The following is a 14,466-nucleotide window of genomic DNA, read 5'->3' as shown; positions in this document are numbered from 1 at the left end:
ACCGCGACATGGAAAAGACCGAAACGCGTAAACTTGCAGAAGAATATCTGCGGCTCGGCGGCACCCGTCAGGTCATGATCGACGACAACAAGACCTTCGTGCGCCAATGGGAAGACGAACCGGCAGAAGCCGAGACCTTCTGGCAAACGAATATCGAAAAGCTCGATCCGGAGCGCCGGGAGGATGTGGAGTTTTTTCTGCCCTCCGTGAATTCGGACAAAGACGAAAACAGATAAACAGGAAGGAAACAGACATGACTGCCATCAACACTGCAAAAATCGTCATTCTCGCAACGGACGGCTATGAGCGTTCGGAACTGCGTGTGCCCTATGATCAGCTGAAGGCCAAGGGCGCGGACGTCAAGATCGCCTCGATCAAGGATGGTGAGATCAAGAGCTGGGACGAAAAGAACTGGGGCGACAGCATCGCCGTCGATATTTCCGCGAAGAACGTCAGCGCCAATGATTTCGATGCACTCGTCCTGCCCGGCGGCCAGATCAATCCGGACGTATTGCGTCATGACGAAGATGCAATGCGCGTGGTGCGAGATTTCGTCAAATCCGGCAAGGTCGTGGCTGCCATCTGCCATGCCCCTTGGCTTCTGGTTGAAGCAGATGCCCTGCGCGGTCGCGACGCGACCTCCTATTGGTCGATCAAAACCGACCTGAAAAATGCCGGCGCCAACTGGAAGGACGAAAAGGTTGTGACCGATAAGGGCATCATCACGTCTCGCAGCCCCGATGATCTGGACGCCTTCGTCGCCAAAATCATCGAGGAGGTCGAAGAAGGCAACCACGAGCGCCGCGCTGCCTAAGGGCAGTAAAGCGGAAAAAACCAGAGCGCATCCGGCCTATTCAAAATGGCCGGATGCGCTCTCTGTCTTTGTTTGTTCGCATTTTCCAGACGTAACCCGCCAGGCGTTTCCACCGTAAATGCCCTGCACCTTTCAGGAAAACTCCATGCCCACATCGGAACTGACGAAGGAACGCGACCTCAGGGAATCGAAACCCCTTTGGGCCGACACGCCACGCATAGGCCTCCGCACCAGAAACACCCCGAGTTCCGACCATTACGATACGATCGTCGTCGGCGCCGGCATCAGCGGCGCGCTTGCCGCCCATGCGTTGCAGAGACCGGGGCAATCCATGCTGATCGTCGACCGGCGTGATCCGGTGATGGGCAGCAGTGTCGCCAGCACTGCGATGATACAGCACGAGATCGACACACCCCTGATCGAACTGAGAACGATGATCGGCAAGGATGCTGCTGATCGGGCGTGGCAGCGCTCCGCGCGCGCCGTGCTGCGGCTGGAGGAAATCGTTTCTTCGCTTGGCATTACCTGCAGCATGGAGCGCAAACAGGCGCTTTATCTTGCAGGAGACGAGATGGGTTTGCGTGCATTGAAGGCCGAAGTGGCAGCGCGCGAAGAGGCCGGGATCGAAGCCCGCTTTCTCGACACCGCAGAACTTAAAAACGACTATGCGATTGAGCGGACAGGGGCGATCCTCAGCGATATCTCCGCTTCCGCCAATCCGGCGCAGCTGACGGCGGGCCTGTTGCGCCACACAGCAGGCGCCGGCGCGGAGATCGTTTCACAACTTGAAATCACCGATCTTCGAAATCTCGGTGACGAGGTGGTCGTCGCCACAGCACAGGGCAAAATCATTTCCGCGCGCAATATCGTTTTCTGCACCGGATACGAATTCCTGAAATCGCTCGAAAGCCCGAAACACCAGATCATCTCCACCTGGGCGCTGGCGAGTGCGAAGGGTACCGATCTGCCGGACTGGCTGAGTAACCATATCCTCTGGGAGGCTTCAGATCCCTATCTCTACCTGCGCACCGACCGGGACGGGCGCCTTATTGCCGGTGGTGAGGATGAAGAGAACTCCACATCCTACCTGTCTGAGAGCAAGCTTGCCTACAAGGCGGATGCAATCAAACGCAAGACCGAAAAGCTTCTTGGCGTCGACATCGGCGAACCCGAATATCGCTGGGCGGCCGGCTTCGGCACGACCACCACGGGCTTGCCGCTGATCGGCGCGGTTCCCGGCATGAAGAACGTTTATGCCGTCATGGGCTTTGGCGGCAACGGCATCACCTTCAGCCAGATCGCCGCCGAAATAGTCGCCGCCGCCGTTAATGGTGGCAAGGACCCCGACGCCGATCTCTTCCGTTTCGACTGATGCCCCCTCGTCATCCCGTATGCGGCGGAGCGTCTGCTGGAATATAAAACGTTGCGCGCAACAGAGCCGGAACCATAGGGGCTCCGAAAGGTTTGTCTCCAGTGCGCAATGGCGTACATCACGCACTTTCACACCATGGGAGAAGAACCAATGGCCGAGAAAAAACTCGACGACCTGTTTTACGATACGCTGAAGGATATCTATTACGCCGAAAGGCAGATCCTGAAAGCTCTGCCGAAAATGGCGCGGGCAGCGACAGACCCGAAGCTGAAACAGGCCTTCGAAAAGCACAAGGAAGAAACGCAGGGCCAGATCGAACGCCTGCAGGAAGTGTTCGAGATCATCGGCAAGCGGGCGCAGGGTAAGACCTGCGAGGCCATCCAGGGCATCATTGCCGAGGGTGAAGAGATCATGGACGATTTCAAGGGCACAGCAGCTCTCGATGCCGGTCTCATTTCCTCGGCTCAGGCGGTCGAACATTACGAAATCGCCCGTTATGGCACCCTGAAGGCATGGGCCGAAAAGCTTGGTCACGCCAATGCCGTTACCCTGCTGGATGCGACGCTGAAGGAAGAGTCCAAAACGGACGATGCGCTGAGCGCGCTTGCCAAGACATCGATCAATGCCGCAGCACAAAAAAAGGCGGCCTGATCGCCTTTTCCAACTGCACAAGCAAAAACCGGAATGGTCACCCATTCCGGTTTTTTTGTTTGATTGAATCCGCCTCGTTTTACGGCAGGGTATAGGCGATCACATAGTCGCCCGGCTTGGTTCCAACCGAGCCGTGACCACCCGCAACCATCACAACATATTGCTTGCCGCCATCCAGCGCATAGGTCATGGGCGTTGCCTGCCCGCCAGCCGGCAGACGTGCTTCCCAGAGCTGTTTGCCGGTGGTGAGGTTGTAGGCGCGCAGATAGTTGTCGACGGCAGCACCTAGGAAGGCCACACCACCCTTGGTGATCATCGGCCCGCCAATGCCCGGTACGCCCACCTTGAAGGGCAACGGCAGCGGCGTCATGTCATGGACCGTGCCGTTCTTGTGCTTGTAGGCGATATCGCCGGTGCGCAGGTCGGCACCCGCGACATAACCCCACGGCGGTGCCTGGCAGGGGATTTTCAGCGGACCGAGGAACGGTCCCATGAAGACGCCATAGGGCGCACCGTCATTGCGGTTCAGCCCCTGCTCACTGCCCTTCTCGTCCTGGCCCTTCGGCGGGATGTCGGCGCGCGGCACGAGCTGCGAGGTAAAGGCAAGGTATGTCGGCATGCCGAACATGACCTGACGTTCGGGATCGACCGCGACGCTGCCCCAGTTGAACGTGCCAAAATTGCCGGGATAGATGATGGAGCCGTTCAGCGAGGGCGGCGTATAGCGGCCCTGATAGTTCAGCTGATGGAAGCGGATGCGGCAGGCGAGCTGATCGAACATGGAGACGCCCCACATGTCCTTTTCCTTCAGCGGCTCCGGCTTGAACGACAGCGCGGTGGTTGGCTGAGTCGGGGAGCTGAAGTCCTCAGGGATTGTACCGCCCGGTGCCGGTTCTTCCGTAATCGGCAGAAGCGGCTCACCGGTGCGCCGGTCCAGAACGTAGATATCGCCCTGCTTTGTAGGGCCGACGAGTGCAGGAACGCTTTGACCGTTCTTGGTGATGTCGAGCAGCACCGGCTGGGCCGGCACATCCATATCCCAGAGGTCGTGATGAACCGTCTGGCGCACCCAGCGATCCTTGCCGGTATTGATATCGAGCGCCACGATGGAGGAGGAATATTTCTCCACATTCTCGCTGCGACCCATACCGAGCTGGTCCGGCACCTGATTGCCGAGGGGTACGTAAACGAGGCCAAGCCCCTCGTCGTAGCTCAACACGGACCAGCTGTTCGGCGAGTTGGTAGTGTAGGTTTCGCCTGCGGCAATCGGCTCGGTCTTTTCCGGATTGCCGGAATCCCAGTTCCAGATGAGTGCGCCGCTGTTCACATCGAACGCACGGATGACGCCGGACTGTTCCTGCGTGGAGTAGTTATCGTTCACCGCACCGCCGATGATGATCTTGCCCGCCGCGATCACGGGCGGCGAGGTCGAATAATAATAACCGGCAGGATTGTATTTCATGCCCTGTTCCAGATGCAGCACGCCCTGATCCGCAAAGGATGTGCAGATCTGACCGGTCGCTGCATCAAGCGCAATCAGCCGCGCATCCGAGGTCGGCAGGTAAACGCGCTGGGCGCAGGCGGTGCCCTGTGCGGCATTGGGTTCGGCATAATAGGAAACACCGCGGCACGTCTGATGCTGGCGGTCCGGGTTAAGACCGACATTGGGGTCGTATTTCCATTTTTCCTTGCCGGTGGCGGCATCGATGGCGATCGCCCAATTGTGCGGCGTGCAGATATAAAGCGTATTGCCGATCTTGAGCGGCGTTACCTGATAGGTGGTTTCACCCACATCATCCGGTAGCTTCACGTCGCCGGTCTGGTACCGCCACGCTTCCTTCAGCTGCGAAACATTATCGACATTGACCTGCGTCAGCGGCGAATAGCGCTGGCCATAAGGCGTGCGGCCGTATTGATGCCAATCGCCATCCGGCACGTCGCCGCCATAGATCGGAGCTGACGCCACCTTCTCCTCAGGCAAGGACCCTGCCTGGTCATGCGGATCCTGCGCCATCGAATATCCCGCCACCACAATGGAGGCGAGAACCGAGAGGGCGAGTGGCCAGGCATTCGGGCCGTAATTCAGCCCTGTCGGGCTTGAAAAACCGAGAGGCTTCCTGACCCAGGGCACCAGTAACCACAGGCCGATAAGAATGACGATGCCACCCCGCGGCCCAAGCTGCCACCAGTCGAAACCTACTTCCCAGAGTGCCCAGGCGAGTGTCGCGACAATGAAGACGGCATAGACGTGGAGGGCTGCCCGGTTACGCTTGAACAGCAGAATGGCTGTCAACAGGAAAGCCATACCGGAAAGGACGTAATAGAAGCTCCCGCCCAACATGACGAGCTGAGAGCCGAAACCGAACAGCGCAAGGCCGATCAGCGATAGAATAACCGCAGTAACGGTGACTGCCATGAATGAAACCCCCGATTCCTGTCACTTTGCGTGAAATGGAATTGGGGGCAATCTGGTTCCATACAAACTCAACATTCACCGTGAAAAATTTCACGGCATGATGGTTATGGGTTTTGTGGCGCCGGCGCAGTCTCCGTCTGAGCGTTTTGCGGCCGGTTCTCGTCGGGTTCGAAAACCGCATATTCGACGACCGTCCAGACCACCAGTGCGAGGAGCAGACTGACAACCAGAATGACAAGAACTGGACGTCCTTTTACCCCTTGCCGCGCCCGCGTTGCCGTTTCATTTTTCGGATCATGCCGACCGCCAAGATAGCTGGTATTTTCTCTGGCCATGTCTCTCACTCCCTGTAACCCTGATGATTTAATTCACAGGGACACAGTTTGTTCCAGACAGCAAAATCAGCTTAGCCGTACTCTGCGACCGCAAGTCTATCGCAACCGGCACCGTCGAACTCATCGACCGCACTGAAACTTTGCCCAATCCCAAGCCACGAGAATGGTGGCCGGCGATTGACGTCTTCGGTTTCGCACTGGATTTCCGGCGGGTTTTCAGAAATCGACAGCCACAGCGGTGGTCCCGCCGTTTCAAAGTCGCATTGGTCGCCGGCGGCTTCGAGATATCTTGTCGTGTCGCGGCGACGCACCCGCCATACGGGCAGCATCTCCAGAAAATTGAGAATTCGTATCATCATGATTGTCAGGCGAAATATCTATTAAAAACAACGTCCGCACTGTGGCACGCCCGCCGCGCAAGCGCATCCCTGCGGAGGTACAAGCGGAACGAATGGTCGGATTGTGCCAACATTCCGTCATACAGTGTCAGATCGGCTTCGAAACAATCGCGTCAGCGACCGAGCTGCACGATCCAGCGTGTCCACTCTGCGCTATCCGGTTTGATAATATCCGGTATGGTATCGCGGTTTTCGGATGCGAAATGCCGCATCTGACGCGGCGACAGGCCGAAGGCCTTCTTGAAAACGCGGCTGAAATTTTCCGGGTTGGTGAAGCCATAGGACGCCGCCACCTCGGCTATCGTCATATGGGCCGACTGCGGCGCCCGCAGGAAATCCATTGCCCGTTCGAGGCGCCTATGGGTGATACAGGCCGAAAACCCGCCCAGCGGTTCGAAAAGCCGGTAGACGGTGCGTCGCGATACGCCGAACTCGCCCATGACCTTTTCCACCGACAAGGCCGGATCGAGCAGGTGATTGTCGATATAGCGCCTGATGGATGCTCGCAGCGCCCGCTGAACACCCTGCGCATTGTCTTCCCGGACATGATTATTGATGGCAGCCGCGGCAAGCTCCAGCAATGGCGAGACCGTGGCCGCGCCGTCATTGGCGTTCATGACGTCAAAGTGGCGGTAAACGCTGGTCATCGTTTCCCGCAGCAGAGATACCAGGGGCAAACCGGCCGGCAGCACGCGCTCGTGATTATTGCCGGAACCGATGAGCCTGCCTTCCAGCAGCCGGCGCGGCACGACAAGGCTCAGATGATCGTGATCGGTTGTGGCTGTGGCCAGCGGCTGCGCCATGTCAATGATGTAGAGATCGCCCGGGCCGGCAGTCTCGCCCGCTCCGCGCCGCGACATGCTTTGACCGCTGGCGTAAAATTGCAGGAGAAAGCCGTCCATCCCGTCCCGGGCAATCTTGTGGCGCGAGCGGTCGAAATCCTGCGCCGAGGACTGGGTGCGGCCAAGCGCGACATTGCCGATGAAGGCGGCATCGACACTGGCAAAAAACCCGTCATCCTGCGATCTGCGCAGGCGGGTATCAAAAAGCACGTTGATCGAATCCCGCCACAGCGCCATGGCGTCGCGCTTCGGCACATGGCGTGTATCGAAACGCGAACGCGCGAACGGAGCTTCCGAAAACCCTGTGTGCATAATACCGCTGTTCCGTGAACACGGCGCTGACCCCGCCGCACGCAAAACTATACAGTATTGAAATCGCCTCACAATACCGGAAGGATGGCAGATCGTTCGCTTGAACCGGATGCGCGAAAATTATTTAGCGGTCCAGCCGCCATCGATGGAAATGGTGGTGCCGGTGATGGAGCGCGCCATATCGCCGGTGAGGTAAAGCGCCATCTCCGCCACTTCCTCCGGCTGCACGAAACGTCGAGTCGGCTGCGGCGCAAGCATCACCTTCTTCACCACCTCATCCTCGCCCATGCCATGCAGGCGCGCCTGATCGGCAACCTGCGCCGCGACGAGTGGCGTCCAGACGTAACCGGGGCAGATGGCGTTGCAGGTAATGCCAAGTTCGGCCACTTCCAGCGCCACGCTTTTCGTCAGGCCCACCACGGCGTGTTTCGTCGCCACATAGGGACCCTTGAAGGGTGAGGCGCGCAACCCGTGCGCGGAAGCAATATTGACGATGCGCCCCCAACCCCTTTCCTTCATGCCCGGCAGGGCTGCACGGATCGTATGAAAAGCACTGTCGAGGGAGATCGCGACAATATGGGAGAAATCGGCGAAATCGAATTCGTCGATCGGCGCGACCTTCTGGATACCCGCATTGTTGACGAGCACGTCGATGTGACCGAATTCGGCAATGACGGTTTCCGGCAGATGTGCACTCTCGTCATAATTGGCGAGGTTGGCAGAAAAATAGACCGGCCGGTGCCGCGCTACCTTCGTAACCGCCTCCAGTGCCTGCGTCGCCGCCTCCACGGTTTCTATGCCGTGGACGGCGACGAGAAATCCCGCCTCGGCAAAACGTTTGGCGATGGCAAGGCCAATGCCGCTGGTGGAGCCGGTGACCAGAACGGTTTTCGGTTGATCCTCCATCATCCTAATCCTTCAGTTGCGGCAGGTTGCGGAAAAGCTCGAGCGCTTCGGGATTGGCGAGCGCGTCGGTGTTTTTCACTGGCCTGCCATGAATGGTGTCGCGAACTGCGATTTCGGAAATCTTGCCCGAGCGGGTACGGGGAATGGCCGTGACGGCAATGATCCTTGCCGGAACATGCCGTGGCGTAGCACCCGAGCGGATGCGCGTACGGATGGTCTTTTCGAGTTCCTCCGTCAGCGCTGCACCCTCTTTAAGGCGCACGAAGAGGATAACCCGCTGGTCACCGTCAATGTCCTGACCCACGGCAATCGCTTCCTCGACCTCCGGCACTGCTTCCACCTGACGGTAGATTTCCGCCGTACCGATGCGAACCCCACCGGGATTGAGCGTCGTATCCGAGCGCCCGTGGATGACATATCCGCCGGTGGCACGCATTTCGGCAAAATCGCCATGCGCCCAGATGCCTGGGAAGCGATCGAAATAGGCAGCCTGATAACGAGAACCGTCCTCATCGCCCCAGAATTTGACCGGCATGGAAAGATGGGCATTGCGGCAGACGAGCTCACCAGCCACGCCGCGAACGGGATGGCCTTCATCGTCCAGGGTATCGACATCCATACCGAGCATCGCGCCCTGCAGCTCCCCACGGTGAACAGGTTGCAGCGGATTGCCGCCAAGGAAACAGGCGCATATATCCGTGCCGCCGGAAATGGAGGCGAGATGCAGATCGGCCTTCCAGTCGCGATAGATATAATCGAAGGATTGCGGGATGAGCGGCGAGCCGGTGGAAAGGATTGTCCGAAGGGATGAAAGGTCATGGGTTTCGCGCGGTTTCAACCCTGCCTTCAGGCATGCGTCGATAAATTTGGCCGATGTTCCGAAGGTCGCGATCCGTTCGGCGTCAATGAGATCGATCAGCCGCGCGGGCGACGGATAACCGGGGTTGCCGTCATAGGTGAGGAGGGTGGCGCCAAGCGCCAGGCCGGACACCTGCCAGTTCCACATCATCCAGCCGCAGGTGGTGAAATAGAAGAAACGTTCGCCTTGCCTGATATCGCATTGCAGCTTCTGCTCCTTCATATGCTGAAGAAGCAGGCCACCGCCGGAATGGGTGATGCATTTCGGCTTGCCGGTGGTGCCGGAGGAATAAAGGATCGCCAGCGGCGCCTTGACCGGCAGCCGGTTGAACGCGATTTCACCCGGCTCAAAGGGCGAAACGAAATCATTCAACGTCACGCAGCCGAGATCGGAAAGGCTGACGGGAACAACGTCACCAATCAGCACGATCTTTTGAGGGGCAGCGCTTTCCACCACCGCGCGGATGGTCGGTCCGACATCGATCCGCTTGCCGGCATAACCGTATTCCGGCACGGCGATGAGGATTTTCGGATCGATCTGCGAGAGCCGGTCGGACGCTCCCGCCGGGCCGAAATCCGGTGAACAGGACGACCAGATGGCTCCGATGGCGCTCGTTGCCAGATAACCGACGACCGCCTCGATATCGTGGGTGACGATAGCGCCGATACGATCGCCTTCATTCACGCCTGCGTGGACAAGCGCCTGCACCATGCGGGAGACATCCGCATAAAGCTGCCTGCGGCTGATTTTACGCCGCGTGCCATCATCGCGATGGGCGATGATCGCCAACCGTTCATCGGCATCGCGCAGCAGGTTTTCGGCATAATTGAGCCTCGCGCCGGGATAAAACTCGGCTTCCCGCATGGTCGCGCCAGGCTTGAAGGCCCTTTCGCCGCGCGTGCCGATGATCCCCAGCTCGTCCCACAGGGCATTGTAAAAGGCATCCGGTGCCTCAATGGACCAGCGCAGCAGGCCGGAATAATCATCAGCCGAAAGCCCATGCAGCGATGCGGTCCTTTTGGCAAAGGCAAAAAGCGCCGAGTGCTCCAGCCTTTCCATTGGCGGTACCCACAGAATATCCGACGGCGTGGCGTCCATCATGCCTCGCCTCCGCGTAGCATTTCGACGATTGCGGAGAAATCACGCGCGCCACCGCCCTCACCCACGAAGTTCTCATAAAGCGTCGATGCTGCGGCGCCGAGTGGAGTGGCAACGCCGGCTCCATTCGCGGCCGCCTGCGAGAGTAGCAAATCCTTCAGCATCAGCGCCGCAGCGAAACCCGGTTGATAATCATTGTTCGCAGGTGATGTCGGCACTGGTCCCGGCACCGGGCAATAGGTGGTGAGCGACCAGCATTGACCCGATGAGGTGGAGGCGACATCGAACAGCGCCTGATGTGAAAGGCCGAGTTTTTCGCCCAGCACGAAGGCCTCGGAAACCGCAATCATGGAAATGCCGAGGATCATGTTGTTACAGATCTTGGCCGCCTGGCCGTTGCCGCCCTTGCCGCAATGGACGATCTTCTTGCCCATGGCTTCCAGCACCGGCTTGGCCGCCGAGAAAGCCTCGGCCTCTCCGCCACACATGAAGGTCAAGGTGCCGGCACTGGCACCGCCCGTACCGCCAGATACAGGCGCGTCGACGGAGGGGCAACGGGCGGAAGCGGCAAGCTCGTGTGCCTTCAGGGCACTGTCCATATCCACCGTCGAGCAATCGATGAGAAGCGTTCCGGCAGCTATTTTCTGCACCAGATCGCCATATACCGAAACAACATGTTCCCCCTTCGGCAGCATGGTTACGATCACTTCTGCCGCATCAATGGCTTCGACAGAATCAAAAGCGACGGGAATTCCGGCCTCCCTCGCCGCCGCGCGGCATGCCTCGGAAAGGTCGAAACCCCTGACGGCATAACCGGCCTTGACGAGATTGGCGGCCATCGGCAGGCCCATATGGCCAAGTCCGATAAAAGCGACGGTCTTCATGGGAACGCTCCTCTTAGCGATTATCCGCAAGGATCATGTCGGCAGCCTTTTCGGCAATCATGATCGTTGGCGAATTGGTATTTCCGGACGTGATCCTCGGCATGATGGAGGCGTCCGCCACACGCAGCCCAGCAAGCTTGCGGAATTTCAGCCGCGTATCGACAACGCTTTCGGCATCGGAGCCCATGCGCAGGGTGCCGACGGGGTGGAATATGGTCGTGCCGATATCGCCCGCAGCGCGGGCCAGATCGTCGTCATTCTCAAAAGAAGGGCCGGGCCGGTATTCCTGCGGCTTGAACCGCGAAAAGGCGGGCTGGTTGACGATGCGGCGCGTCAGCCGCATGGAATCGATGGCTACCCGGCGGTCGCCTTCCGTCGACAGATAATTCGGTCGGATTTCCGGCTGCATGGCGAAATCCGGTCCTTTCACATGCACTGAGCCTCGGCTTTCCGGCCGCAGGTTGCAGACACTTGCTGTAATGGCCGGAAAAGTGTGAACCGGATCACCAAACTTGTCGAGTGACACCGGCTGGACATGATATTCCAGATCCGCGGTCTCCTTTTCCGGAGAGGAACGGGTGAAGACACCAAGCTGGCTCGGCGCCATCGACATCGGCCCGGAGCGGGTCAAAGCATATTCGAGGCCGATCCTTGCCTTTCCGAACAGGGTGGAGGCCCTCTCATTCAGCGTCAGGACGCCTGAAACCTTATAGACCATGCGTAATTGCAGATGATCCTGCAGGTTCTCGCCCACACCTTGAACTTCCGTCACTGTGTCGATACCGGCGGCCTGCAACACGTCGCCGCGGCCGACGCCGGAAAGCTCCAGAATGTGTGGTGAACCGACTGCACCTGCCGAAAGCACCGTTTCGCGCCGTGCACGCATCTTTTTCAAGACTCCGTCGTGGTGAAACTCGACGCCTGTGACCAGGCCCTCTTCGACAATGAGACGCTTGACATGGGCCTTGGTCATGACTGTCAAATTCCGGCGGCCAAGCGCCGGTTTCAAAAAGGCCTTGGCCGTGTTCCAGCGCCAGCCCGACCGCTGGTTCACATCGAAATAACCGGCGCCTTCATTGTCGCCCCGGTTGAAATCTTCGGTCGCAGGAATGCCGGCCTCACCCGCCGCCTGCTGAAAGGCATCAAGCACATCCCAGCGCACGCGCGCCTTCTCCACCCGCCATTCGCCGCCGGTGGAATGCATGTCTCCCTTGCCGCGATAAAAATCCTCCGACTTCAGGAAATAGGGCAGGATATCATCCCATCCCCAACCCTCGCAGCCGAGTTGACGCCAGACATCGTAGTCGCGGGCCTGACCGCGCATATAGATCATGCCGTTGATGGAGGAGCAGCCGCCGAGAACCTTGCCGCGAGGATAGATCAACGACCTTCCGTTAAGCCCAGGTTCTTCCGCCGTCTTGAAACACCAGTCGGTGCGCGGATTGTTGATGCAATAGAGATAACCGACCGGAATATGGATCCAATGATAATTATCGTTGCCACCCGCTTCCAGCAGCAGGACGCGATTGTTCGGGTCTTTCGAGAGGCGGTTGGCGAGAACGCATCCCGCACTTCCCGCTCCGATGACGATATAGTCAAATTCCGCCATGCTATTCTCCATGGGGCGCCCTTGCCGCGTCGCCCCGGACGCGGAGGAGCCTTCCCCCTGTTTCAAAAAATTCTTATCCTCGGTGCTGAAAACCCAGTTTTCGCCCGAGCCGCGAAGCGTAAAATTCACCGATCAGGCCGCGCCGGAACACCAGAACGCAGGCCATGAAAACGAGGCCGGTGATGATGGTGACCGGGAAATCGGATGTCGCGAGATAGTTCTGCAGTGCGACGACAAGCCCCGCACCGAAGATCGGGCCGATCATGGTGCCAATACCGCCGAGCAGGGTCATCAGGATAACCTCGCCCGACATCTGCCAGGCCACATCGGTCAAGGTTGCGAACTGGAACACCAGCGCCTTCAGGCCGCCCGCAAGACCGGCAAGCGCCGCCGACATGACGAAAGCACCAAGCTTGTAACGCTGCACGCTGTATCCAAGAGAAATGGCGCGCTGCTCGTTTTCGCGGATGGATTTCAGGATCATGCCGAAGGGCGAGTTGACGAAACGCCAGATGACGAGAAGTGCCAGCACGAAGGCGGCAAGCACCGTGTAGTAAATGTTCAGCGGCGCGTTGAGATCGAGAAGGCCGAAGAGGTGTCCACGGGGCACGCCCTGCAACCCGTCCTCACCATGGGTGAAGGGTGCTTGAAGGCAGAAGAAATAAAACATCTGCGACAAGGCAAGCGTGATCATGGCGAAATAGATGCCCTGCCGGCGAATGGCGAAAAAGCCGATGACGAGGCCAAGAAGGGCGGCACCCGCCATGCCGATGAGGAGGCCGATCTCGGGCGTGACGCCCCATTCCTTCACCGAATAGGCGGTGAAATAGGCAGCGCCGCCGAAAAATGCCGCATGGCCGAAGGAAAGCAGCCCGGTGTAACCGATCAGCAGATTGAAGGCGCAGGCAAACAGCGCGAAGCAAAGCAGCTTCATCAGAAAGATCGGATAAACGAACATCGGTGCAGCGATCAGCACGGCCAGTCCTGCCAGTATCAGCACGGTCTTGATGGTTCCAGCGGTTGCGGAAACCTCGGCCTGCGGCATCGCGCCGGCTGTCGGGTTGTGAGTGGCTTTGGACATATCAGGCGTCCTTTCCGAAAAGTCCGGCGGGGCGGATGAGCAGCACAAAGGCCATGATGACGAAGATGACGATGTTGGACGCTTCCGGGTAGAACACCTTGGTCAGGCCTTCAGCGATACCCAGCATGTAGCCGGTGACGATGGCGCCCATGATCGACCCCATGCCGCCGACCACGACGACGGCGAAGACGACGATGATGAGGTTGGTGCCCATCAGCGGTGAGACCTGATAGATCGGCGCGGCCAGCACGCCGGTGAAACCGGCAAGGCCCGCGCCCAGCGCGTAGGTCAGCGTCAGGAGCACAGGCACGTTGATACCGAAGGCCTGCACCAGTGTCGGATTTTCCGTCGCCGCCCGCAGATAGGAACCGAGCCTCGTCTTTTCGATCAACGCCCAGGTGGCGATGCAGGCGACAAGCGAGATGACGACGACGAAAGCGCGGTAGTTCGGCAGAAACATGAAACCGAGATTGGTGCCGCCTGCAAGCTCCCGCGGAACCGAATAAGGTTGACCCGCCGCACCGTAAAGCCAGCGGAACGTGCCTTCCACCACCAGCGCCAGGCCGAAGGTGAAGAGCAGCCCATACAGCGGATCGAGATCGTAAAGCCGCGACAGTAGCAGGCGCTCGATGATCGCGCCGAAAAGTGCAACGACAAGCGGCGTCACCAACAGTGCCCACCAGAAGCTGATGCCGAAATATTGCAGGCCGAGAAAGGCGACGAAAGCGCCAAGCATATATTGGGCGCCATGGGCGAAATTGATGACGCGCAGCAGGCCGAAAATGACGGCAAGGCCGAGCGAAAGGAGCGCATAAAACGACCCGTTGATGAGGCCGATCAGCAATTGCCCGAGCAGGGCCTGAACCGGAACGCCGAAGAGCATCGTCAT

14 protein-coding genes are annotated in these 14,466 nt (G+C 59.0%); 4 read left to right on the top strand and 10 right to left on the bottom strand.

The genetic code is table 11. The features are described from left to right. Positions 1-8: 8 nt before the first annotated feature. The 4 genes from ACQZ45_RS25365 (at position 9) to ACQZ45_RS25350 (ending at position 2,837) form a co-directional block, all read left to right on the top strand. Entirely contained in the window at positions 9-236 is a 228-nt protein-coding gene (locus tag ACQZ45_RS25365; RefSeq protein WP_004431991.1) for a hypothetical protein, read from the top strand. 17 nt (positions 237-253) lie between these two features. Further along, the gene (locus ACQZ45_RS25360; protein WP_025595199.1) at positions 254-814 is read left to right on the top strand and encodes a type 1 glutamine amidotransferase domain-containing protein; all 561 of its coding nucleotides are present in this window, start codon (positions 254-256) and stop codon (positions 812-814) included. A 145-nt stretch (positions 815-959) separates the two neighbouring features. Further along, positions 960-2,186 (top strand): NAD(P)/FAD-dependent oxidoreductase, encoded by a 1,227-nt coding sequence (locus ACQZ45_RS25355; RefSeq protein ID WP_448742589.1) that lies wholly within the window; start codon positions 960-962, stop codon positions 2,184-2,186. A gap of 150 nt (positions 2,187-2,336) precedes the next feature. Further along, on the top strand, positions 2,337-2,837 hold the full coding sequence (locus ACQZ45_RS25350) for a YciE/YciF ferroxidase family protein (RefSeq protein WP_004431986.1): 501 nt from the start codon (positions 2,337-2,339) through the stop codon (positions 2,835-2,837). A gap of 79 nt (positions 2,838-2,916) precedes the next feature. Here ACQZ45_RS25350 and ACQZ45_RS25345 read toward each other — a convergent pair whose 3' ends face one another. The 10 genes from ACQZ45_RS25345 to ACQZ45_RS25300 all read right to left on the bottom strand — a co-directional run bounded on the left by ACQZ45_RS25345 (position 2,917) and on the right by ACQZ45_RS25300 (position 14,466). Continuing rightward, entirely contained in the window at positions 2,917-5,253 is a 2,337-nt protein-coding gene (locus tag ACQZ45_RS25345) for a glucose/quinate/shikimate family membrane-bound PQQ-dependent dehydrogenase (protein ID WP_111802023.1), read from the bottom strand. A gap of 104 nt (positions 5,254-5,357) precedes the next feature. Further along, on the bottom strand, positions 5,358-5,588 hold the full coding sequence (locus tag ACQZ45_RS25340; protein WP_004431981.1) for a hypothetical protein: 231 nt from the start codon (positions 5,586-5,588) through the stop codon (positions 5,358-5,360). Positions 5,589-5,659: 71 nt separating this feature from the next. Then, the gene (locus tag ACQZ45_RS25335; protein ID WP_233283685.1) at positions 5,660-5,947 is read right to left on the bottom strand and encodes a hypothetical protein; all 288 of its coding nucleotides are present in this window, start codon (positions 5,945-5,947) and stop codon (positions 5,660-5,662) included. A 152-nt stretch (positions 5,948-6,099) separates the two neighbouring features. Further along, positions 6,100-7,143, bottom strand: coding sequence for a helix-turn-helix domain-containing protein (locus ACQZ45_RS25330; protein ID WP_333704772.1), 1,044 nt, complete (start codon positions 7,141-7,143; stop codon positions 6,100-6,102). A 117-nt stretch (positions 7,144-7,260) separates the two neighbouring features. Next, positions 7,261-8,046, bottom strand: coding sequence for a 3-hydroxybutyrate dehydrogenase (locus ACQZ45_RS25325; protein WP_111802071.1), 786 nt, complete (start codon positions 8,044-8,046; stop codon positions 7,261-7,263). 4 nt (positions 8,047-8,050) lie between these two features. Further along, a complete protein-coding gene (locus tag ACQZ45_RS25320) occupies positions 8,051-10,006 on the bottom strand; it encodes an acetoacetate--CoA ligase (protein ID WP_333704553.1) in 1,956 nt (651 codons plus the stop codon). Then, positions 10,003-10,887, bottom strand: coding sequence for a 3-hydroxyisobutyrate dehydrogenase (gene mmsB / locus ACQZ45_RS25315; protein ID WP_333711331.1), 885 nt, complete (start codon positions 10,885-10,887; stop codon positions 10,003-10,005). The genes ACQZ45_RS25320 and mmsB overlap by 4 nt, the downstream gene beginning before the upstream one ends. A 13-nt stretch (positions 10,888-10,900) precedes the next feature. Further along, positions 10,901-12,496, bottom strand: a complete 1,596-nt coding sequence (locus ACQZ45_RS25310) for a GMC family oxidoreductase (protein WP_333704551.1) — start codon at positions 12,494-12,496, stop codon at positions 10,901-10,903. A gap of 73 nt (positions 12,497-12,569) precedes the next feature. After that, complete coding sequence (locus tag ACQZ45_RS25305) at positions 12,570-13,577, bottom strand: branched-chain amino acid ABC transporter permease (protein ID WP_019566513.1); 1,008 nt, start codon at positions 13,575-13,577, stop codon at positions 12,570-12,572. Position 13,578: 1 nt separating this feature from the next. Then, on the bottom strand, positions 13,579-14,466 hold the full coding sequence (locus ACQZ45_RS25300) for a branched-chain amino acid ABC transporter permease (RefSeq protein ID WP_013762104.1): 888 nt from the start codon (positions 14,464-14,466) through the stop codon (positions 13,579-13,581).

It is taken from the genome of Agrobacterium sp. 16-2014-1-2a (genome assembly GCF_053522705.1).
The sequence above is the reverse complement of the archived record's forward strand: the minus strand, read 5'-3'. Positions and strand labels throughout refer to the sequence as shown.